This is a genomic window from Chryseobacterium sp., assembly GCF_019236175.1.
Taxonomy (GTDB): Bacteria; Bacteroidota; Bacteroidia; order Flavobacteriales; family Weeksellaceae; genus Chryseobacterium.
Map to the genome: position 1 here is coordinate 215,968 of NZ_JAFAJM010000005.1, position 23,208 is coordinate 239,175.

The 23,208-nt window shown below is 36.1% G+C and carries 23 protein-coding genes; 13 read left to right on the top strand and 10 right to left on the bottom strand.

Annotated features, from left to right (window positions below; genetic code table 11):
- Positions 1–321 precede the first annotated feature (321 nt).
- Together pruA and JO178_RS05190 are read left to right on the top strand one after the other, a co-directional pair.
- Positions 322–1,947, top strand: coding sequence for an L-glutamate gamma-semialdehyde dehydrogenase (pruA, locus tag JO178_RS05185; RefSeq protein WP_291932724.1), 1,626 nt, complete (start codon positions 322–324; stop codon positions 1,945–1,947).
- 235 nt (positions 1,948–2,182) lie between these two features.
- Positions 2,183–2,392, top strand: a complete 210-nt coding sequence (locus JO178_RS05190; RefSeq protein WP_291932726.1) for a hypothetical protein — start codon at positions 2,183–2,185, stop codon at positions 2,390–2,392.
- Positions 2,393–2,752: 360 nt separating this feature from the next.
- Here JO178_RS05190 and JO178_RS05195 read toward each other — a convergent pair whose 3' ends face one another.
- Positions 2,753–4,363 carry an AraC family transcriptional regulator gene (locus tag JO178_RS05195; RefSeq protein ID WP_291932729.1) on the bottom strand — a complete coding sequence of 537 codons (1,611 nt, stop codon included), beginning with the start codon at positions 4,361–4,363 and terminating at the stop codon, positions 2,753–2,755.
- Between the two features lie 298 nt (positions 4,364–4,661).
- On the opposite strand from JO178_RS05195, the gene JO178_RS05200 reads away from it, so the two are divergent.
- A complete protein-coding gene (locus JO178_RS05200) occupies positions 4,662–5,822 on the top strand; it encodes a thioredoxin family protein (RefSeq protein WP_291932732.1) in 1,161 nt (386 codons plus the stop codon).
- Between the two features lie 103 nt (positions 5,823–5,925).
- On the opposite strand, the gene JO178_RS05205 is transcribed toward JO178_RS05200, so the two are convergent.
- The gene (locus tag JO178_RS05205; RefSeq protein ID WP_291932735.1) at positions 5,926–6,948 is read right to left on the bottom strand and encodes a beta-ketoacyl-ACP synthase III; all 1,023 of its coding nucleotides are present in this window, start codon (positions 6,946–6,948) and stop codon (positions 5,926–5,928) included.
- 73 nt (positions 6,949–7,021) lie between these two features.
- On the opposite strand from JO178_RS05205, the gene JO178_RS05210 reads away from it, so the two are divergent.
- From JO178_RS05210 to JO178_RS05225, 4 genes are read left to right on the top strand one after another with little or no spacing between them, the layout of a single operon-like run.
- Positions 7,022–7,921, top strand: a complete 900-nt coding sequence (locus tag JO178_RS05210; protein ID WP_291932738.1) for a CorA family divalent cation transporter — start codon at positions 7,022–7,024, stop codon at positions 7,919–7,921.
- A gap of 58 nt (positions 7,922–7,979) precedes the next feature.
- On the top strand, positions 7,980–9,566 hold the full coding sequence (locus JO178_RS05215) for a patatin-like phospholipase family protein (RefSeq protein ID WP_291932741.1): 1,587 nt from the start codon (positions 7,980–7,982) through the stop codon (positions 9,564–9,566).
- Positions 9,567–9,601: 35 nt separating this feature from the next.
- Entirely contained in the window at positions 9,602–10,099 is a 498-nt protein-coding gene (locus JO178_RS05220; protein WP_291932744.1) for a DUF2199 domain-containing protein, read from the top strand.
- A gap of 33 nt (positions 10,100–10,132) precedes the next feature.
- Complete coding sequence (locus JO178_RS05225; protein WP_291932747.1) at positions 10,133–10,585, top strand: hypothetical protein; 453 nt, start codon at positions 10,133–10,135, stop codon at positions 10,583–10,585.
- A gap of 45 nt (positions 10,586–10,630) precedes the next feature.
- Here the strand turns inward: JO178_RS05225 and JO178_RS05230 are convergent, their stop codons facing one another.
- Complete coding sequence (locus JO178_RS05230; RefSeq protein ID WP_291932750.1) at positions 10,631–11,161, bottom strand: NAD(P)H-dependent oxidoreductase; 531 nt, start codon at positions 11,159–11,161, stop codon at positions 10,631–10,633.
- A 91-nt stretch (positions 11,162–11,252) separates the two neighbouring features.
- On the opposite strand from JO178_RS05230, the gene JO178_RS05235 reads away from it, so the two are divergent.
- Entirely contained in the window at positions 11,253–11,636 is a 384-nt protein-coding gene (locus JO178_RS05235; RefSeq protein ID WP_291932753.1) for a helix-turn-helix domain-containing protein, read from the top strand.
- A gap of 93 nt (positions 11,637–11,729) precedes the next feature.
- Entirely contained in the window at positions 11,730–12,488 is a 759-nt protein-coding gene (locus JO178_RS05240; protein WP_291932756.1) for a M12 family metallo-peptidase, read from the top strand.
- 79 nt (positions 12,489–12,567) lie between these two features.
- Here the strand turns inward: JO178_RS05240 and JO178_RS05245 are convergent, their stop codons facing one another.
- The gene (locus JO178_RS05245) at positions 12,568–13,128 is read right to left on the bottom strand and encodes a DNA-3-methyladenine glycosylase I (RefSeq protein WP_291932759.1); all 561 of its coding nucleotides are present in this window, start codon (positions 13,126–13,128) and stop codon (positions 12,568–12,570) included.
- A gap of 172 nt (positions 13,129–13,300) precedes the next feature.
- Between JO178_RS05245 and JO178_RS05250 the strand changes: the two genes are divergently transcribed.
- The 3 genes from JO178_RS05250 to JO178_RS05260 are packed head-to-tail and all read left to right on the top strand — an operon-like array spanning position 13,301 to position 15,662.
- The gene (locus JO178_RS05250; protein ID WP_291932762.1) at positions 13,301–14,215 is read left to right on the top strand and encodes an alpha/beta hydrolase; all 915 of its coding nucleotides are present in this window, start codon (positions 13,301–13,303) and stop codon (positions 14,213–14,215) included.
- 38 nt (positions 14,216–14,253) lie between these two features.
- The gene (locus tag JO178_RS05255) at positions 14,254–14,595 is read left to right on the top strand and encodes a hypothetical protein (RefSeq protein WP_291932766.1); all 342 of its coding nucleotides are present in this window, start codon (positions 14,254–14,256) and stop codon (positions 14,593–14,595) included.
- A 53-nt stretch (positions 14,596–14,648) separates the two neighbouring features.
- Positions 14,649–15,662 (top strand): TQO small subunit DoxD, encoded by a 1,014-nt coding sequence (locus JO178_RS05260; protein WP_291932769.1) that lies wholly within the window; start codon positions 14,649–14,651, stop codon positions 15,660–15,662.
- A gap of 101 nt (positions 15,663–15,763) precedes the next feature.
- Here the strand turns inward: JO178_RS05260 and JO178_RS05265 are convergent, their stop codons facing one another.
- The 5 genes from JO178_RS05265 to JO178_RS05285 all read right to left on the bottom strand — a co-directional run bounded on the left by JO178_RS05265 (position 15,764) and on the right by JO178_RS05285 (position 21,509).
- A complete protein-coding gene (locus tag JO178_RS05265; RefSeq protein WP_291932772.1) occupies positions 15,764–16,369 on the bottom strand; it encodes a hypothetical protein in 606 nt (201 codons plus the stop codon).
- Positions 16,370–16,791: 422 nt separating this feature from the next.
- Entirely contained in the window at positions 16,792–18,369 is a 1,578-nt protein-coding gene (locus JO178_RS05270) for a DHA2 family efflux MFS transporter permease subunit (RefSeq protein WP_291932775.1), read from the bottom strand.
- Between the two features lie 93 nt (positions 18,370–18,462).
- Positions 18,463–19,566, bottom strand: coding sequence for an HlyD family secretion protein (locus JO178_RS05275; RefSeq protein WP_291932778.1), 1,104 nt, complete (start codon positions 19,564–19,566; stop codon positions 18,463–18,465).
- Positions 19,567–19,582: 16 nt separating this feature from the next.
- On the bottom strand, positions 19,583–20,899 hold the full coding sequence (locus tag JO178_RS05280; RefSeq protein WP_291932780.1) for a TolC family protein: 1,317 nt from the start codon (positions 20,897–20,899) through the stop codon (positions 19,583–19,585).
- Entirely contained in the window at positions 20,883–21,509 is a 627-nt protein-coding gene (locus JO178_RS05285) for a TetR family transcriptional regulator (protein WP_291932783.1), read from the bottom strand. Before JO178_RS05285 ends, JO178_RS05280 begins: the two co-directional genes overlap by 17 nt.
- A 257-nt stretch (positions 21,510–21,766) precedes the next feature.
- Here JO178_RS05285 and JO178_RS05290 point away from each other — a divergent pair, with 257 nt between their 5' ends.
- Complete coding sequence (locus JO178_RS05290; protein WP_291932786.1) at positions 21,767–21,994, top strand: hypothetical protein; 228 nt, start codon at positions 21,767–21,769, stop codon at positions 21,992–21,994.
- A gap of 37 nt (positions 21,995–22,031) precedes the next feature.
- Here the strand turns inward: JO178_RS05290 and JO178_RS05295 are convergent, their stop codons facing one another.
- Positions 22,032–23,150, bottom strand: a complete 1,119-nt coding sequence (locus JO178_RS05295; protein ID WP_291932789.1) for a DNA polymerase III subunit delta' — start codon at positions 23,148–23,150, stop codon at positions 22,032–22,034.
- Positions 23,151–23,208 lie beyond the last annotated feature (58 nt).

Genomic DNA, 23,208 nt, shown 5'->3' on the forward strand with positions numbered 1-23,208 from the left:
ATGCAATTTTAACTAAATTTCACATTTCTTCATAAATCCCTTGTTTACAATACTTAAGAGCTATTCAGCAACTATGACAACTATTTTATTGTCTTCATTCTCATAATTATAACAACTTAAACCATTTTTCCTTTCCATTTAAAGAATTGAATAAATATATTAAATATTTTAATCTTTTTACATTAAAAATATTACATAATTCACACATTAACTAATAATAAAGTTTATTTCACAAAAAGAAGCTGTATTTTTTTCTTTCCTTATAATTATCGTAAATTTGTATACAACATACTTATAATTAAAAAAATAATATAACGTAATATGTCAAAAGCAATTTCGCAAGTACCATTAGCGGTAAATGAGCCGGTAAATTCTTATGTACCGGGTTCTCCGGAAGTTAAAAGCCTTATCAACACTTATAAGAAAATGTGGTCAGAGAAGGTGGAAATCCCTATGATTATCAATGGAAAAGAAGTAAAAACTGACAACAAAGTGCAGCTTCAGTCTCCACAGGATCACGCTCATGACTTCGGATTTTATTATCAGGGTGGTATGCAACATGTGGATGACGCTATTAATGCGGCATTGGCAGCTAAAAAAGAGTGGAACGAGCTAGGTTGGGAGCAACGTGCAGCCATTTTCTTAAAGGCAGCTGATCTATTGGCTGGTCCTTACAGAGATGTAATTAATGCAGCGACCATGATTGGGCAGTCTAAAAACGTACACCAGGCTGAAATTGATTCTGCTTGTGAGTTCATCGACTTCTTAAGATTCAACGTTGAGTTTATGACAGAAATGTATTCTGAGCAACCGGTATCTGACAATGGTATCTGGAACCGTGTAGAATACAGACCATTAGAGGGATTCTGCTTTGCAGTAACTCCATTCAACTTTACAGCGATTTCAGGAAACCTTCCAACCTGTATGGCCATGTTAGGAAACGTTGTGGTATGGAAGCCTTCTGATAAGCAGGTATATTCTGCAAAAGTAATCATGGATGTATTAATTGAGGCTGGTCTTCCTGCCGGAGTGATCAACATGATCTTTACAGATGGTAAAGAAACGGCTGAAAAAGTATTAGCTCACAAAGATTTTGCAGGTCTTCACTTCACTGGTTCTACAAAAGTATTCCAGGGAATGTGGAAAATGATCGGTGACAATATCCACAACTACAGAACATATCCAAGAATTGTTGGAGAAACAGGTGGTAAAGATTTTGTAATCGCTCACCCGTCTGCTAATGTAGAGGCAGTAGCGACCGCTTTAGTAAGAGGTGCTTTTGAATACCAGGGACAAAAATGTTCTGCAGCTTCAAGAGCTTATGTTCCTAAGTCTCTTTGGGCTGATGTGAAAAAAGTAATGGAAGCTCAGATGAGCACGATCAAAATCGGTTCTCCTGAAGATCCTTCTAACTTTGTAAATGCAGTAATCGACAAAAATTCTTTCGAAAAATGTAAAGGATACATCACGAGAGCTAACGAATCTTCTGAAGCTACTGTAGCTATCGGTGGAACTTGTGACGATTCTAAAGGATGGTTTGTACATCCAACTGTAATTGAAACGACAAACCCTCAATACGAAAGTATGGTAGAAGAAATCTTCGGGCCAATCTTATCTGTATTTGTCTATGAAGATCAGGACTGGAAAGAAACGTTAAAAGTAGTTGATTCTTCTTCACCTTATTCACTGACAGGTTCTGTATTCTCTCAGGACCGTTATGCAATTGCTGAAGCTTACAAAGCATTAGAAAATGCATCTGGTAACTTCTATATCAACGATAAACCAACAGGTGCTGTAGTAGGGCAACAACCTTTCGGTGGTGGCAGAGCATCAGGAACCAACGATAAAGCGGGTTCTAAAATGAACCTTCTTAGATGGACATCTGTAAGAAGTGTGAAAGAAACGTTTGTTTCTCCAAAAGATTACAAATATCCATACCTAGGATAATCATGAGTAACAGGTAATGAATAATGATTGCCTGTTCTTTCAATACAGCCTCGAAATTTCGGTTTCGGGGCTTTTTTGCAGATTAAATTCAGTGAAAGCGGACTAAAGCCTGTTTCTATTGATATTGACACGGATCGTGTTGTTTAACGAGAATATCTTTTATCTTTTATCTTTTATCTTTTATCTTTTACAAAGAATCACTATATTTGAGTAACACCAACAACAAAATAGTATTATGAAAAAAATATGGATAGGAGCTATTCTGGGATTTCTTTTTCTGGGAAGCTGCGCTCAAAACAAAGAAAAGAGAGAAGAATTTAAACAGGCTCACGACAAAGACTCTTTAAGAAACAGAATGGGCGATTCTGCTGTAGCGAATTCTGAACCGGCACCAGCTGGTCCTGATACTTCAAAAATAAAAACCAACAATACCCAAACGAAATAAAATCACAAATCCACAGATGTACTGTGGATTTGCACTTAAAAAAACTTGACTGAAAAAAAACCGGGCAATCAACCCCGATTGTATGGTATGACCTAAAATTCCGATTAGGTATATTTTTTAGAGTCAGGATTATGTCATGATACAGCAATACCATGCATAATTCAACCTTTAAAATTTCATGATTGGGCCTGTCGTTTATTTAATGTACAGGAAAGCATTCCTCTATAAAAAGATTACACAGATGGTAATCATGCCTCATAAAACTGGCGCAAATATATGATAGTAACCGGTTCATGAAAAATAATTGGTTGTTCATTTTCGTGAAAATAGTAATATAGAATAGAAAAAAAAGATCTGTTCTTAATCATTTTCCCGAAAATGAATATCTTTATCTGTTTGATTTTCAGCATCAATATGTTTAATATAGGCAGATGGTGAAAAGTCTGTTACAGCTTTAAAGACTGCAGCAAATTTACTGTGTGAAGAGAAACCGCATTCATCTGCAAGGATACTGATTTTGTATTGCCTGTACTTTTCATCATTAATCAGTTTATCAACAATATAATTGATTCTTAAACGATTAATATAAGTTTTAAAGTCAGCACTTTTATGCTGATTAATTACATAGGACAGATACTTGGTATTTGTATTGAGCTCACCAGCCAGAAAAGACAGGGACATACTTTTACTGTTATATAAATTGCCTTTTTCAAAATCTTCAAGCAATTCCAGTAATTTTGCTTCTGTTTCAGAAGTCATCAGTGGTTCGTTTCTTTTTCGTTCCGCTTCGCTGTCATCAACCTCTTCCACGGAAATATTAGAAAACTCAGACCCTTCATTTATTTTTAAATGATTATCCGGTTGATGAGCCCTCGGATATAACTGAGTTCGTATTAAATCCCGTAATTTGGTACGCTGTTGTTTTTGTTTAAGCCTGAAGAATATAATGAGCCCGATCACTGAAATAAATAAAATAACAATGGCTGTATTTTTGACAACATTTATTGAATTATTTTTACCGGGTTTACTTCCTGAGTTCTTTATGGCAGCTCCATGATTTCGGACAGCAATGCTGTCATAAGTTCTCACATATTTTACGGCATATAAAGAAGCCTTATAGGTATCTCCTGTACCTTCATAATAATCATTGATATTAGAATACACTGCTTTTTTCAGCCTGAGACTTCGGGAAGTATCTGCAATCTGTTCTGCTTTTTTCAGATACAATTCTGCTTCTTTCCAGTTTTTCTGCTTCACCCGGATGCCTCCGAGCCCGTTATACACTAAACCTAAAGTACAGTTTCCTTTTTTAAGCAGGGCTTCAGATTTTTTATAATAATTTTCAGATACAGTATAATCATTAAGTTTAAAATAGACATCTCCCAACACCTGATAAGAAGCTGCAATAATCCGGCTTTCATTAGGGCTTTTTATTTTTTCAAAAAAACTTAAAGAGGATTCTATGTATTTTATGGCATTGGTATAATTTCCCATCTCCATTTCGTAAAAGGCCATCTCCTGATTAAGCAGTCCTATTGCTTCGTTGTTTTTTTGAAAATCAGGAATCTGATGAGCAGCTTCCAATCCTTTTACAATATACTTTTTTGCCCTTTCATAAAGACCTATTTGTCTGTATTGTTTTGATAAGAGCCTGCAGATATAAACCATGCGTTCATGATCATTAATCTGATTGATTAAAGAATGGGCATTCTCACTATAACAGATCGCTTTTTTAAATTCTCCTGAATAATGATAAAGCTCAGATGAAAGAATTAAGCTTTTAATTTTCTCTGACGGAGTTTGTGCTGATAAATAAAGAGAATCCGCCGTTCTAAAGGCTGCCGGTAAATTTTTATGGGCAGTAACCACACCTGTTCTTTCACAAATCTGGTCGAAACGGGTCTTTTTCTGGGCAAATATTGGGATTGCTGTGAAAGATAAAAACAAAAGTAGCAGTAAACTTCTAGGCATAAAAAAACAAATTATTACTTTTATAATAATTCATCATTTTCTTTCTCGGTGTCTTTTTGTTTTTTACAAAACTACTAATATTTTATTTTTTATTAAAATATTCTCCTGTAATTTAATCATTTAAATCAAAAATAAGATTTACATTAATTTTAATAATAAGATCAAAACAATATGTGATCATCTTTCATTCCGGACTAAAACCGGCACTAAAGACAAAGTTTATCTATAATTATTTTCAATATGAACGACTCAATTGTCATCATATTTATTACATTTGTACCCTAATAAAAAGTACTTTATGAAAAAATTATCTATAGTTTCTGCTTTATTTATAGGAGTTTTGACTCTTGCGCAGGGCATAAAATTCGAAGAAGGCAACTTTGCATCCATCCTTGCAAAGGCAAAAAAAGAAAAAAAACTTATTTTTATTGATGCTTATGCTTCATGGTGCGGACCCTGTAAACTGATGGCAAAAAATATTTTCCCGCTTCAGGCCGTAGGTGACTACTATAATTCTCATTTCATCAATGCTAAAATTGATATGGAAAAAGGAGAAGGAGTAGATCTTGCTAAAAAATATAATGTAAAAGCCTTCCCTACTTATTTATTCATCGATGGAAGCGGTGAAGCCGTACACAGAACACTGGGGTATGTAGAAGAAAAAGATTTCATTCAGTTTGCAAAGGACGCTGAAGATCCTGCAAAAAGACTTACTGCATTAAAACAACAGTTTGAAAATGGTGAAAAATCTCCAGAGTTTTTGAAAAACCTTGCCGGTCTTACCATGTACAATGACGCAGATTTTGCCGGGAGAGTAATGAACCGTTATTTTGAACAGAAAACGGCTTTGGATGAAGATGATGTACAAATGCTTCTTTCAGGAACACAAACTACAGAAAGTCCTTTATACAAGATTTTTCAGGATAAAAAAGCGGATATTCTTAAATTTTTTCCTGAAGATAAGTATGACAGATTTGACAAAAGTATCAAGCTGAATACGATTGCTAAAAAAGCATATAACGCAGATGCTAAAACATGGAATGACAGCTATTTTATGGCAGAAACTCAAAAATTTTTAAACAAAGAGGAGGCTGAGAAGGTTTTAAAAAGAATGAAGGCCAATCGTGCTTTAAAGAACAAAGACATTGCTACATATGAAAAACTGATTCTGGAATTATATCAGGATCCTTCTTCCGCAACTGCCGGAGAATTGAACTCACTGGCATGGAATTTCTTTGAAAATGTTGATAACAAAGCTTCTCTTGCAAAAGCAATTACCTGGGCACAAGAGTCAGTAAAAAAAGACCAGAGTTTTGCCAATACAGATACGTTAGCCAATCTGTACAACAAAATCGGAGATAAGAAAAATGCCAAAATATGGGCTGAAAAGTCTATTGAACTGGCTAAAGCTTCAGGTGAAGATTCATCTGAAACCGAAAAATTATTAAAAAGCCTTTAGCAGCAAAGCATAAAAAACAAAAATCCGCAGTTTATTTCTGCGGATTTTTTTATTGTATATCGCTAAATGATTCTGTGATTTTACAGTTTCATTCGTTATTCCTTTAGTATTCAAACAAAACACTTCCCCAGGTAAAACCGCTACCAAAGGCAGAAAGAAGGACTAAATCTCCTCTCTTTATTTTTCCTTGCTCAATCGCTTCACTCAAAGCAATCGGAATAGAAGCCGCTGTTGTATTTCCGTATTTCTGAATATTGTTAAAGATTTTTTCATCCGGCAATCCGAATTTTTCCTGTACAAACTGGGCAATTCTGAGATTAGCCTGATGAGGGATAAACATATCAAGATCTTCTACTTTTTTTCCGGCCTTGTTCAGTGCTTCCATCATTGTTTCGGGAAATCTTGTCACCGCATGTTTAAAAACAAAGTTTCCGTTCATGATCGGATAAACCTCTTTGCTGGTTACGTTTTCAGGATCTTTTCTCATCCTGTCACTCCATCCGAATTTAGAACCCGGAAACTGTGTACAAAGATCATCCGCATATTTTCCTTCAGAATGCATGTTTACCGCTAAAACATCACCTGCATTTTCATCTTCTGTAGCAGAAAGAACAATCGCTCCTGCCCCATCTCCGAAAATAACAGAAACGCCTCTGCCTTCATCAGAAAAATCAAGCCCGAAAGAATGAACTTCCGCACCTACTACTAAGATATTTTTATAAGTTCCTGATTTGATAAACGCATTGGCAACGCTCATAGAATATACAAATCCTGAACACTGGTTTCTTACATCCAAAGCCCCGATCGTATCACATCCTAACATATCCTGAAGCAATACTCCACACCCCGGAAAATAATAATCAGGAGAAAGGGTTGCAAAGACAATATAGTCAATATCTTTTGAAGTAAGACCTGCATTCTGAATTGCCTTTTCCGCAGCCTTGAATCCTAAAAAAGCAGTGGTTTCCTGAGCGTCATATCTGTTTTTTCTGTGTCTTCGTTCCTTAATACCCGTCCTCTCCGTAATCCACTCGTCATTGGTAGTCATCAAATCTGCTAAATCATCATTTGTAACAATGTTATCTGGGACATAAAATCCCACACCTTTTATTGTACTTTTAATCATATAGTTTTTTAATTTTGGCAAAGATAAAACTTATTTAACACATAGTTTTTCAAAATATTAGTATTTTTACTTTATGCCAATTGATACGATATACAGAAACTCCCAGTGCGAATGGGTAGATGTAGAGGCTCCTACAGCAGAAGACCTGAAATTTCTTCATGAAAGATACGAAATCAATAACCTTCTCCTTGAGGACACCATGGATCCCAATCACCTTCCGAAATATGAGGAAGACGGGAATGTAAAATTCTTTCTTCTCCGTGAAAGCACAGAGCTGGAAAGAAAAAATCTAAATACCATCAGTGATATCAGTACCAAGATTGGAATTTTCTTACTGGACAATACGATTATTACCATCCACAGGATGAAAACCAGAAGTATTTCTGAGACTAAGAAAAGAGTGGCTATGATGCCAGAGGAATTAACACCTCAAAAAATCATCCTGATGATCGCCATATTGATTATGAAAAGTTTTGATGATGAATCACTGAGTCTTTTTGAAACTATGGATAATATTGAAAATGAGATCTTCCTTAAAAATACCAATCATACCAGCCAGATTCGTCGCCTTTATAAGCTGAAGAGAAAGTCAGGGTTAAATTCCAGGGTACTGGTTATTTCAACAGATGCCATTGATAAATTTAAATTACTGAACCTGCAGGATTCTGAATTTGTAGATTTAAAGGATAAGCATAAAGATGTGGTCGCCGATTTTGATCATTTAAACATTCAGATTACGAACCTTATTTCTATGTTTCTGGCCCTTTCAGATCAAAAGGCCAACCAGGTCATGAAAGTTTTAGCGATCTATTCTGTCTATTTTTTACCCATCACATTTATTGCCGGAGTCTACGGAATGAATTTTGAAAATATGCCGGAGCTTCACCACAAACATGGTTATTTTATAACCCTTGGAGTCATGGCAACGGTGGTCATCAGTACGTTTATTTATGTAAGACGTAAACAGTGGTAATTTTACAGGACAGAGGTTTCGCCTTCAATCCTTTATCTTGACAATAAAAACACCCTCCATGAAAGCAGAAGACCTTTATAAAACTCTGGAAGATAACGTACTGTCGAAAGCGTCTAAAGAAAAGCTTATGGCACTTCATGAAAACATCTCATCCAAAGAGTTTTCAGATCTTCTGGATGAATATGGGCATCAATATGTAGAATTTGTACAGGAAGGTGGTGGTGTCTGGGGAAGTGCACTTGTGGGCTATCTGTATGGGCTTGAATGTTTTGGAATCCGCTTTCTGAAAGTAGCCGGAACCAGTGCAGGTGCTATCAACACCATGCTTATTGCTGCCTGCAGAACCAAAGAAGAGGCTAAAAGTGATATCATCAGAGATATTCTTTTCAATTGGAATTTCTCAGATTTCATGGATGGAAAAACGTATGTAAAAACGACATTGCATGCGATGCTGAACAATAAAAACTTCTTTAGAATCAATGCTGTTATTGCTGTAATATGTTTTGTTCTTTTGGTTACAATTCCTTTTGCAGTTCCGGCAGGATCTATTCTGAATACAAGGCTGATGTTTCTGATCCCTCTGATTCCGGCCATAATCCTGTTTCTTTGTATTAAAAAACTCTATCATAATTTCCGGAAAGAAAACAGCGGACTGAATCCGGGAAATGTATTTTTAAATACCATGACCAATGCTCTTGACGGATTTGGAGTAAAAACCGTCGCCCAGCTCAATGAAAAATTTATCCGTAAAGACTATGATCTGAATCTTAATTACCGATACGGTAACAGAGATGAATATTACAGCCTTGCTCTACAAAATATTGAAAAGATCAAAACCAAAAACCTGGAGCATATTGATCCGACCAGGTATAAAATTTTTTATGACAGTGCTTACAATAATGATTACTACAAGAATAATCCTTTTTACCAGCTTAAATCTGACTATGTAGTCATTACTACAGATATCAACGCGAAAATTAAGGTGGAACTTCCGACTATGGCTAACCTCTATTGGTCTGAAGAAGAGCTCAAGCACATCAGTCCTGCAGAGTTTGTCAGAGCTTCCATGTCGGTACCTTTCTTTTTTGAACCTTACCAGAAGAGAATCAACAAGAATGAAGATTCGGTGAAATATGCCTGGAGATTCTGGATGAACACCAAACAGCAGGATATTAATCCCGTCGGGGTATTTATTGACGGAGGCAGTATTTCTAATTTCCCGATTGATCTTTTCCATGCCGATGAAGTCTTCTATCCAAGGTTACCCCTTTTTGGAGTACAGCTGACCAGCGATTCCGATATTCTTTCCGAAAAAGGAAAAACCAGTGAGGAAATCCTTAAAACGCCTTTCAGCTATGCAGGAAATATCATCAGTACCCTGAAAGGTTTTAATGATAAAACCTTCCTCACCAAACATACTTTTTACCAGTTATACAGCATCCAAACCGTTAACTGTGGCACCAGCAGCTGGCTTAATTTCTTTATGAAAAAAGAAGAAAAAGAAGATCTTTTCAACAGAGGATTTCAGGCTGCCCTGGATTTTCTTAATCAGTTTGACTGGGAAAAATACAAATATGAAAGAATGATGCTTACGATGAAGGAGAAAAAAATATTAAGAGAAGAGGATACTCCAACGGTAGGATAAGACATTTTTAAGTATTTTCGTTTTAAAATTAAATTATGAAATATACCTGTGAATGCTGCGGAGAAGAAAAAGAAGACTGGCCTGCACTGGCTTATAACGCTCCTGATTTTTATTATAATCTCTCCGATGAGGAATTGAAAACGGCTATACTCAATTCAGATCTGTGTATCGTGGAAAACCCTGAAAGCTCCCACAGATTTATCCGTGCTGTTTTGATACAGGAAGTACATAATGACTGCAGAAATCTGGATTACGGAATCTGGGTTTCATTAAGTGAAAAAAACTTTACTGAATATGTCGACAATTATCATAATAAAGAATTCAAAGCTGAGTATTTCGGCTGGCTCAATACTTATTTTCCGGACTATGATTTTTCGGAAAGCATTCCTACAACTGTTGTGGTAGACAACAGTATCGGCCGGCCGTTTGTTTTCCCGCATCAGAGTTTTGAACATCCGTTTGTAGAAGATTTCTATAATGGAATATCAGTAGAAGAAGCGGAAAAAAGAATTAAAAGGGTATTAAACGTTTAACAGATACGACCTATCCGATACCTTAAGTGATTGATGATAAAATATATCAAAAATAAATTCCTTATTATTCTTACTGTAATAACTGCTTTGTTGATTATATACGGGATGATTGCTGAAAATGTATGGGTAAAACAAATGCTGAAAAATCCCAGATATACTATTGGTGAGGCTACCTCAGACTGGCATCAGAAAAATAACAATGGTGTAGGAACGGATTACAGATATCAGGTAAATGATAAAATATATTTTAAAACGGGAAGTTGCTCCTATCGAAAAGGAGACCGGTTTCTCATTATTTTCGATTCTATAGAACCACAAAATGCAAGAGTTCTTGATATCTATGCTATTGAGAATTATCTTATCGGATTACAAGTTCCTAAAAATGGATGGAAATATCAGGATGTCCCTTTTGATATTGACAGCAATACCATAAAAAAATATCTGCAGGACTGGAATGTTGAACCATTTGAATACATACAAAAGTAAAGTTGACCTCACTTATACTAAAGAGGCCAACTTTACCTTTTTCATTTATAAGTTATCCAGAAATTCAAGATACCCCGGAATACTTTTTTCAATCCATTCTTTGGAAGAATCTCTTTCAATTCCGTAATAGACAAAAGGTTCTTTATAATCCGCCCTGATATAATCAAATGTCAGTTCATACGGTCGAAAAAGCTCTTTCATAGTATATTTATATTCTCCTGCCCGGCTATATCCTTCTTCATCAATACCTGCGGTAACTGCCAGTGACATTTTCTTTCCTTGCAGCTGATATCCGCTGGTACTTCCATAGGCCCAACCATATAAAACCACCTCATCCAGCCATTGTTTTAGCAGCGGCGGGCTGCTGAACCAGTAAAAAGGAAACTGAAATACAATTTTATCATACGACTCCATCAGTTTCTGCTCGCGGGCAACATTAATTTTCCCATCAGGATACACTTCATATAACTGATGGACAGTATACTTTTCAGGGAATTTTTTAAGCTCTTCTATCCATCTTTTATTGATTACAGATTTTTCAATATCAGGGTGAGTAACGATAATTAAGGTCTTCATAAATTTTAAATTTCTGAAACAAAATTACAATACGTACCTTACATTTTGTACATTAGCGACTCATTGTAGGGTACTATAAAAAATGTAAGTAATGACAAAAATCAAAGAAACCTCCACAAATTTTGCCAATAAAAAAGCACTTGCTGACGAATGTCCTGAAGTTTACGCATCCAATATTATCGGTGGCCAGTGGGCTCTGGCAATCTGCTGTTATCTCATCAACGGAAAAATGAGATTTGGTGAGCTTAAGAAAAAACTTCAGAATATCACCGAACGTATGCTTACCCTTCAGCTCCGAAGACTGGAAGAAGATAAAATCATTACGAGAACGATATACGCAGAAGTTCCGCCACGGGTAGAATATGAACTTACAGATATCGGGTATAAATTAAAGCCGATCATCCTTGAATTTGAAAAATGGGGTAAAGAACATAAAGCTATCCTTGACAAAGACCATAAAAATGATAACGATTAATATTTAGCGTATTACAAAAATAGATTTTTTTCTGCTGAAAATAATTTCAAACTGATTTTTCAGTAATATTGCATCATATTAAACACTTACCCTATGATGAGAAAATGTATTTTGCTTTTTACAATCTTCGCTTGGGTTATCTCTTGCAGCAGAGACAGCAACAATGAATTCAGTAACGGTTCTTCCGATTATAATCACACCCGTTCTGTAGGCGCATCTGCCAATGATCTGCTAAGCAACAGCCGTTATAATTCTCTGTTAATAGAAATTCAGTATATGCCCGGTTATGCCCCTGATGCACAGGCCCTGGATCATGTAAAGAACTTTTTATCCGCTTATCTCCGTAAAGACAACGGAATTACAATTACCCAGCGTGAAATTCCCGGAACATCATCTTCCAGCTTATCTGCTGATGATATCAGAAAGATTGAAAATAATAACCGGACTGTATTTACAAACGGGTCAACCATGGCTATCAACATTATGTATACTAATGGTCAGTACAGCGGGAATTCCAATACTTTAGGAATTGCTTACCGTAATACTTCCATTGCATTATTAGGTAAAACCATTCATGATAATTCGGGAGCATTCGGACAAACCAGCCGGACAAAGCTGGAGGCAACGGTACTGGAACATGAGATTGGCCATTTGCTGGGATTAGTGGATTTAGGCTCACCCATGCAGGTTAATCATAAGGATTCCTCCAATGGCAATCATTGTAATAATCAAAATTGTCTGATGTATTATGCTTCTGAAACTACAGACATTTTAGGTTTCATTACCACCGGTAATATTCCTCAGTTGGATGCTAACTGTAAGGCCGATCTGAAGGCTAACGGCGGAAAATAACTGAATGTAAAGCATCATGATATCCATTTTCTATAAAAATCAGGGTAATCACATTTTCATACCGTGATTTTATGCATTATTATTTTCTTTCCGATTCCTCCCATAAAGGATTTTGTTCCAGAACTTTAGAATACACAGGACATGTTTCATGGTGGGCTCCTTTAAGATATCCTGTGCTCATCAGAAATTCATTCACAATCTCACCACCGGTAAATTTGAAGGTTTTTTTAAAAAGCTTCATCCATTCCTGTAATGTTTTGGGATGGTGATGCTCCAGCCATTTTTCAAACGAACCGAATTCCTTCTGCAGCTCCACTATGGTTTTAGCATTTTCAATAGCTGCATTCACCTTTAATTTATTTCGGATGATGCCACTGTCATTAAGAAGTCTTTCACGGTCTTCTTCAGTATAAGCAGCTATTTTCCGGATATCAAAATGATCATATGCTTTTCTGAAGCTTTCTTCCTTTTTCAAAACGGTTTCCCAGCTCAGGCCTGCCTGATTAATTTCCAGAATCAGTCTTCCGAATAATTCGTTATCATCATGAATCGGAAATCCGTAATAATGATCGTGGTAATTTTTATGCAGTTCTTTTCTGCTTTCAGGCTGCATTCCGGCTATAGCTAAACAATAACTCATTGAAATATTCTGTTTTTAATTTAAATGACGGGATAAAGATAAGACAGTATTGTGACAACTGTTAGTCAGTAGAAGTATTAAATTGTAAAATAACAGGTATAAAGGGTTCATTATGTAATATTTTCTTGAAATATTCTATAAATTAGTATTTTAGCAGAGATAATACCTAATCATGAAATCATCTTTACCCATTCTTTTTATTCTTTTTTTTATCTCCTTTAACGCACAAAGCATCTATTCCAGGGCTTATGGAAACCGAAAGAACCCTCCGGTTATTTTTATTCACGGCGGTCCTTCCGGAAATGCTACCTTATTTGAAGGCACTACAGCACAGCAACTGGCGAATAAAGGATTCTATGTAATCGTTTATGACAGACGCGGTGAGGGAAGATCTAAAGATGACAATGCCTCCATGACTTTTACGGAGAGTTTTAACGATCTGAATCAGCTGTACAGGATATACCGAATTAAAAAGGCAAACATCCTCGCACATAGTTTCGGAGGAATTATCGGGACTTTATTTGCCGGTAAGTTTCCTGAACGAGTAAGTTCTTTAACTCTTGCCGGAGCTTTATTTACCCAACAGGAAACTTACGATCATATCCTTAAAGAAGCTAAAGAACATTTCAAAAATGATCCGGTTCAGCTTAAAGAGATTTCGGAAATCGAAAATCTGGATAAACACTCTGCAGCCTACAGAAAAAGATGTTATGAAACAGCCAGCCAACTTAACTTTTTTGATATGCCCTCTCCCACTCCGGAAAGCAAAAATTTAAGGGCACAATATGAAGCCGGAGAATTTTACCAGACCAATATCAGAAACCCTCAGTCACCAATTCTATTCTATCAGAATGAACCTCTCAATAATCTGGACAATACAGCTGTTTTAAAAGAAATCAAAAGAAAAGGAACTCCTGTTTTTGCTGTTTATGGAAAGAATGACGGAATCTTTTCCCTAAAACAACTCACTGACCTTAAAAACATTGTCGGAAAAGAAAATTTTAAGCTTTTAGACAATTGTTCTCATTACTTATTTGTCGATCAACAGCATGAATTTTTGCAATTTATAGAGTCCAAATTAAAATAAACCGTAGTTTTGTAGAAATGCCACACAACGGAATCCATATGAAAACCACTAAAGCCATCATTACGATGCTTATACTGGTGTTTTCATTATCGCCGTGTTCTGTAAAAAGAGATGTTCTTGATATTTTTGATATTCAGTACATCAGTGGGCTGAATAAAGTAAAAACAGCATCTCCCAATTGTGAAGCTTCTGTTTCCGCATCGAAGATTTCTCTTGTAAAAACCGATATCAAATCACATCAGCGCTTTTCTTTCTTACATTATACAAAAAAAAATACTCCTGAAGAAAGACCTTTTTACAACACCTCTTCCAAACGTTCTACGGGCAACAGCCCGCCGAAGTATATTTTATTTAAAAGACTGAAGCTTAATCTGGTTTAACTTTTTTAACCCAAATAAAAAATCAGTTTTTTACAATTCAATATTAAATTTCAATGAAACATACTATTAACAGCCAGTCTTATGATCTGGCCGGATTATATACTTTGTCCTTCCGTATGGTTATCGGATGGACCTATTTTTCTGCCTTCTGGCGCAGACTCGTTCTTGAGAACAAATTAATTCCGGATGAACAGGGCTATATCGGGGAAAAATTTAATCATTTCCTTCCCAATGCCTTAGGAATAAAACCAGTTATAGAATATCTGGTGACTCATCCGGAGACCTTACAGCGCTCTATGATGACTTTTACCGTTATTGAAGCTATAGTTGGGCTATTACTCATTCTGGGAGTATTCACAAGACTGATGAGTATTGGTATTTTCAGTCTGGCTTTGGGAATCCTTCTCGGATCCGGCTGGCTTGGGACCACCTGTGTAGACGAATGGCAGATCGGCGTGCTGGGAATTGCGGGCGGATTCGTTCTGTTTCTTACCGGGAGCGGTCCTTTTTCTCTGGATTATTATTTCATCAGGAAAGCCTATCGTTTTACGGATACAAAATGGTTTCAATGGCTTGGATCAGGAATCCTACCTTTGTCAAAACCTAAGACTATAGTCTTTACGGGTTCAATGCTTATTTTCGGACTCTGCCTTTATACCAACCAATATTTTCACGGTGGGGTTTGGGGAACATTACACAATAAATCTGTAAAGCCCAGGGTTGAAATTTCCGGAATTTCTCTTCAGAACTCTATATTGAAATTTGAAGTTTACAGAACCGAAGGTGCCGATGTGTACGGGTCTTTTCTTATCGGAATTCATATTCTGGATAAAAACGGAAATATCTTAAAGCAACTGGATGCTCTGCAATTATCAGAATTTTCCAAAGAGCATATTAAAAATTATTATGTAGCTAAAGTAAAACCGGGAAAACACAGTCTGATCATTCCCCTGGGTGCAAAAGCTGATATTATGATTGATGTGAATGATATTCCTCAGAAAGAAGAAATACATAGTTTAAAACTTATCGATATCAGTGGTATTGAATGGGTTTCAAAAATCAGATAAGTGAAAATTTTAAAAAAGACAAATTATATAATAAGGGCTGCTGCTTTGCAATAGCCCTTATTAAATTCATATAGAGAATCTAAGCTTTAATCCTGAATTTTTCAGTATTTATTTTTAAAAATACTTATCTGATAAATACATGAACTATCCGGATTAATTTCCAGTACTTTTATATTTAGTAAAACATCCAGCCCCATAGTATCGCACACTCCTTGTATAAAAGGTTGTATAACCGGCCATTTCAGAAGCCCTGAAATTCCAAGACTCTGTGTAATTTTATGGTAACGGTCTACTCCCAGTATCAACATTTCAATTTTATGGTCATTCAATTCTTTAAATTCAAAACTATATTCGGGGCTGGATGTAAAAACTGCTCCTATAAGTATTTTTGCAACAGCGGGAATACCGGGTTGCAAATCAGGTTTCGCTTGTAGATTTCTTAAGGCCATCTTTGCCCCAAGATCATACATAAATTTGCTGGAAAGGGTTTCTACCGCTTCAGCTCCAAAAAGTTGTTCTGTTTGTTTAAGCATTCCTCCGTAAAATGCACCTGTAATATCTGAGAGCCTCTGAACAAGCTCTGTAAAAGTTGCAGGAAAAAGATCTGAAATAATCTGATCCGGTTCCATTTCAGAGAGATAAATATCATTTTTTCTGAAATCGGATAATGCTACAAATGGTTCCGGCAGTTGTAAATTATTATTCATGATAATTTTTTTGATATCAGTGTTGTTTAAGAAGTAACAAATACCATTCTCAAAACAGAAATAAAGAATTATCTCTTTAATGAAAACAAAATATCAATGCCATACAATAATGGCCTGATCCATCCATAAGATTTAGCAGTTATTTATCAGAAAGGAGCATGGTAAAATACTCCGGGATATCTCTCTTGAAAAAGAGAAGGTGTAAATGAGGGAGGCTATTCATATTTTTTCATTTGGTACTGTAAAGCTAAAAAAAATAAATAAATTCTCCAATAGGTGATATTAATTTATTGCAACAATAAATAACTAACATCAAATCAGTTACCGTATAAAAACCTCATGGATACTAATCTGAATCTGATTATTTATGTTAGAAAAAACATAAAAAAACCTCCGGAAATCCGGAGGTTTATGATTAAAATTTAGTGCATGGCTTCACTCAAATCTATTTTTTCTTTACTTTTTCTTTCTTTTATAAATAAGATAAACGGAATACATATCAGGAATATAACGCCGAGATAAAGAAATACATCCATATAGGACAATACGGTAGCCTGTTTAGTAACCGATAAGTCAAGCATTTTATATGCCGCATTCAGCGCTGCATCGGGAGTCATTCCCTTTGAAATAAAACTTGCCTTCAGTGTATTAATCCTTTGCTGGACTTCAAAATCGGTAGAATCAAGATGAGTAATCAAATTGACTCTGTATTTCTGGCTGGCATTGGCAATAAAAGTAGTGATTGCCGCAATTCCGAAAGATCCTCCAAGCTGTCTCATCATCCCCGTAAAGGCTGCACCCTGGCCAATTTCCTGCCCTTTCAAAGTACTTAGTGATAAAGAAGTAATCGGAATAAACAATAATCCCAGTCCGGCACCTCTTACAATCAGCATCCAGAAGAAGGCTTCTTTACTTGTATCCGGAGTCAGAATTTTATATCCCCAGAAACTATAAATAAAGAAGATAAACAGTCCCAGAGAAACCAGGATCTGTTGTTTCGCACCTTTTGATAATAGCCTGCCAATAATCGGCATCATGAAAGCCGTTGTCAATGCGGCAGGAATCATCAATGCACCCGACTGCAGGGCCGTCCATCCTAAAATACTCTGTGTATAAAGAGGAACAATGAATGTAGAACCGTAGAGTCCGAATCCAAGCACGAAAGACATCATGGTCCCGATCCTTAGATTACTATTTTTAAGTACTCTGAGTTCCACAATCGGATACTTAAAAGTAAGTTCCCGCCACAGGAATAATATAAACCCTAAAACTGCCGCTACAGTGAATGCTACAATCATTCCGCTGGCAAACCAGTCTTCTTCATGCCCTCTTTCCAGAATAAATTGTAATGAACCTACGGTTACGGCTAACAGGGCAATACCCAGCCAGTCGACATCTGAAACTTTACGTTTTTCTGCATATTTCGGACTTCTTACAAACTGAAGCGTCATCAGAGTTGCTGCAATCCCGATCGGAATATTGATATAAAAAATATAAGGCCAGCTGAAATTATCTACGATGTATCCTCCCAACGGCGGACCTAAAGTAGGGCCAATAATTACCCCTAAACCATAGATTGCCTGAGCCATACTTCTTTTTTCAATCGGATAAGACTCCGTGATAATAGTCTGTGAAGTTACCAGTAAGGCTCCTCCACCGATTCCCTGCATCAATCTGAAGAATACCAGTTCCCAGATATTAGTCGCATTTCCACATAAAAATGAAAATATTGTAAATATAATAATGGATGCCGCGAAGTAATTTCTACGCCCAAACTGCTGAGAAAGCCAGCTTGTCATTGGTACGATAATTACGTTCCCGATTGCATAGGCCGTAATTACCCATCCTACTTCAGAAAGTGTGGCTCCAAGATTACCCTTCATCTCATTCAAGGCAACATTGACAATCGTGGAGTCCACAATCTCAAGCAAAGCACAAAGAATCGCTGTAATCGTAATGATTACTCTTCGGGCTCCATATTCTACTAATGAATCTTGCATAATTTTATTCGAATATTTGTATTAATGTAAATTGTAGGATGCATTAATGATTTTTAATTTATCATGAATACATTGTACGTCAGTACATGAATACTATTTCAAAGCAACTTCTGCCTTCACATTCATTCCTGTTCTCAATCTCTTGGCGATATTTTTATCAAGATTTACAAAATCTATTTTTACAGGAAGTCTCTGTACCACTTTTACGAAGTTACCACTTGCATTGTCCGGAGGCAAAATAGAAAATGTAGCTCCTGTTGCAGGAGAGAATGAGCTTACTACGCCTTCAAATTTCTGATCAGGGAAAGCATCGATTTCAATTTTCACTTTTTGCCCTTCAACCATTTTATCTACCTGTGTTTCCTTAAAATTGGCAACCACCCATTTCTGATCATTCTTAACCAGGGCAAATAATTGTGCTCCTGCCTGTAAATACTGTCCGGCCTGAGTAGGTACCTTTCCTACATATCCGTCTTCAGGAGCTAAAATAACCGTATAAGACAAGTTTAATTTTGCATTTTCAACGTCTACTTCTCTTTGTTTAGCTACAGAACCTGCTACGCTGATCTGCTGAGAACTTGCAGCGGTCTGAGAAGAAGCGATAGTGGTTTGCTGAGCGATTTGATTTCTCTGATCAACTAAAACCTGTAATTGCTTATCTGCAGATTGTTTTGCTGCTAAAGCCTGCTCATATTGTTGCTCTGTAATAGAGTGATCTTTAACAAGATTAGCATATCTTTTTAAATCCTGAGATGTTTTCCAGACATTTACTTTTGCAGCTTCTATTTGTGCATTGGCAGTAACTACAGCGGCTTCAGAAGAGCTGATGTTTTTGGAAGTAGCTGTTGTAGAAGCTTCCGCATTTGAAATATTGCTTTTCGCTGTAGATAAAGCTGCCTGAGCCTGCTCAAGCGCCATTTTCTGATCTCTGTTATCCAGAATAACCAGCGTATCTCCTTTTTTAACAAATTGATTGTCTTTTACTTTTACTTCTTTAATATATCCTGAAACTTTAGAAATCACAGGGGCCATGTTTGAAGTAATTTGAGCATCATCAGTCTCTTCGTGATACTGTCCGTATGTATATGCTCTGTAACCGTAGATACCTCCTCCGATTACTACAGCCGCTAAAATGATGGGAAAGACTAAGCTTTTTTTCTTTTTAGGTTCAGCTGCTGGTGTAGTATTATTTTCCATTTTGGTTTCGATCTGATTATTTAATTGTTAAAGTTCCTGTTGTCTGTAATAGTTTTCTGTACGCTAGCGCAGCATCTGCTTTTGCATTGATAACGCCAACGTTTGCTGAAATCTGAGCCGCATCTGCATCCAGTAATTCTGTCATGGTTGCAAGACCGTTATCATATTTATTTTTTGTAATTCTGTAATTCTCATTAGCCTGTTCTGCTGATTTCTCAAATACAACGATTCTCTTTTTAGAATAATCCGTATTCTGATATTCTCTGTTGACATCAAGCTTAATATTATCATTTAATAATTCATCAGTAGCCGCCAGTTGCTTTTCTCTAGCCTGAGACTGCTTTAAGGAAGAATTTTCTTTCCAGATATTGGACAGGTTATAAGAAATTCCGACTCCTACATTCACGGCATTGTAAACAGTAAGAAATTTAGGAATATCCGCAGCGATATAACCTCCAGTGAAAGCTACGGAAGGAAGGTTTTCAGCTTTGGCTGCCTTTGACCCCAGTTCTGCTGCTTTTCTTTGTTGAGCTAAAGCCTGTAAATCTTTACGGTTTTCTCGGGCTTCGCTTACATAGAAATCTACCGGCTTCACATCAGAACCTTCTTCAATATAGTTAGGATCAACTTCAAGTTCGGTAGTTTCAGGAAGTCCCAATAATAAATCCATATTGATATTCGCAATATTGTAATTATTTTTAGCTTCCAGTAACTGAAGTTCTATATTTGAAGTCTGAAGGTTAGCTTTTAATCTGTCATTTCTTGCAATCAGACCGTTGTTTTCCATTTTAAGAAAGGTTTCATCTCTTTTTTGAGAAGCGGCAAGATTTTCTTCAAAAACTTTGATAGACTGGTTGGCTTTAAACAAATTGTTATAAGCCTGGGCAACGTTATAAGCGATGGCTATTTTATCATTTTCCGTGCTCAGTTTAGAAGCTTCCACCAAATATTTTGCAGATTGAATACCATATTTTATTCTTCCGCCGCTATAGATAGGAACACTAAGATTAGCGGAACCATAAAGAACCTGGTGAACATCCGGGCCTCCTGCTCCTCCGGAAAGCCCCGCAAGTTTAATATCAACATTCGGTTTTATCGGAAGATACATATAGCTCCCCGAAACTTTCAATTCAGGAAGCTGTCTGTTTTTAGCTTCCAAAAGATCAGCGGTAGCCTCCTCGATCTTGGCGGCATCGATCTTGAGATTCTTGCTGTTCTGGATTCCCAGCTGCACAGCTTCGTCAAGAGAAAGTGTTTTTTTCTCCTGAGCATTTGCATTTGCTATTCCTAAGAATAATGATAATGCAATCACTGAGTTATTTATTCTCTTCATAACCTAAAAGGTCTTTTAGTAAATGTTTTATATGTTTATTAAGTTCTGTATAAAATGTTTCATCAAAAACACTCTCCTCTTCTGTATCATTAAGGAACTCTTTATACATATCTTTTGCATTGAATGCATAAAACAATGTTCCGCTGATGGTAGAATGAAGCAGATAAATCGGAGGATTTTTAGTAAAAACACCTTTCTCTAATCCCTGTTCCAAAATTTGCGAATACATAGACAGAAATCCCATTTTGGTTTGTTTTAAAAACTCTACAATCTGTGGATTTTCAGCATGAAGCTGTTCCCGCTGCATAATTCTGTAAAAGCATTTCTGCGTTCTGATTTTATCAGAAAACTGATCTATTATTTTTTCAATTTTCTGCCATTCATTAAGGTCTGTTCTCTCTACAATATCTTTTGAAAAAAACTGTCCTTCATTCATTCTGTATTCAACCAGTTTTTCATAGAGCTTTTCTTTAGAGCCAAAATAGTAAGAGATCATAGAGATGTTCACATTTGCCGCTTTGGAAATTTCTCTGGTGGAAGTTCCGTCAAAACCCTTTTCTGCGAAAAGTTTTTCAGCTGCAAATAATATATTTTCTTCTTTTGAAATCATATCATTCCCATTTTCAGGGCGCAAATGTACATAAGTTTTAAATAAAATCAAACGATTGATTGATTTTTTAATATAGATTTAATTTATCAGCAATATAAGACTGCTTCTATGAAAAATATACACAAACGAAACGGTAAATAATTCGCGCAATTGTTATGCCCTTTTTAAAAAAAACATTAAAATACTTTATATTTAATAAAAATTTAATCAACTCTGTCAAAAAACTATTACATTTATGACCTTTAAAATTTTAAATCATGAAGAAAATAATTGCGATTTTAGCCTTAGGTCTGTTTACGGCAGGCTATGCACAGGAAAAGCCAAAAGAAGGATGCTGTGCCGGAAAAGACAAAAAAGAATGTACGGTAAAGGATAAAAAAGCATGTACTGATGTCCATCACAAAGATGGAAGTGCAAAAGCCAACACGGCAGAAAATACACCTAAAAAAGATAAGAAAGCTGTAAAAGTAAAGAAAACGGCTTAATTGAATAAAAAACACCGGTCAATTGGCCGGTGTTTTTTTATGAGTTCTTGTGAATATATCTCGATAATTTTATGCCAAGATCAGTCCAGACAATCTTAGGATTTCCGTTTCGGGTTAAATGCAGATCAGCTGTGTTGATTTCTTCCAGGATACTTTCAATATTCGCTCCACTGATAAATTTTGAAAATCCATTCCAGTTGAAATCATCAGCATTGATTTTTTTATATACCAACTCATCAGACTGATAATTTTGCAGCAAAGCCAATCTGAAAATCTCAGAACAATAATTTAGAAAATTCTTCTGCTTTTCCCTGTTCCATCCTGCAATTTCTCTGGCCCAGAAAATAATGCTTTTAAGATAAGCAGGTTTCTTTTTTACCATAAAGGCATCACGAACCCACTGTACAAAGAGTTTTTCAAATTCATTGCTTTTATCACCGGAATTTAAAAGTTGTAAGGCATCATTGAGATCCCCTTGAGCTTCGTGAAGAATTTCTCTTATTTTTTCCTGAGAAACGGAAAAATCTTTTTGGAGATAGTTCCCCAGATCTTCATCATCAATTCTCGGAACTTCTACAATCTGGGTTCTGGAAAGAATGGTGGGAAGAATATCATTGGTATTTTCAGCCGTAAGAAGAATAATGGTTTTAGCGGGAGGTTCTTCCAGAAATTTCAAAAATTTATTGGAAGCCGCTACATTCATTTTATCTGCTCTCCAGACAATAAGGATTTTAGTTCCGCCTTCAAAACTTTTTAATGCAAATTTCTGATTCTGGTCATCTACTTCATCGGCAGAGATAAACAATTGTTTATTTTCGGATTCTAAAAAAGCAGTCCAATCATCATAGCTTGAATAAGGGGATTTAAGAATCATTTCCCTGAATTCTTCAAATTTATTTTTACTTAAAGAGTTTTTGTTGTCTGTAAAAACGGGAAAACTGAAATGCAGATCCAGATGATTAAGATGCTCAACCTTTGATGCGGCATGCGCATTTTCCTGGTTAAAAATTTCTCTGGCATAAGCCAATACCATAGGCAATGTTCCATATCCTTCTTTTCCTACAAAAAGCTGGGCATGGCTCACTCTGTTTTCAGCAATGCTATCTCTAAGAAGTTTTTTCAGATTTTGTTGTCCGGCTATGTTCTCCCAATTCATGTTTCAAAGATAAAAAAACTGAAGAAGAATTCGGGCGTAAATTTATGAATTGTCAATC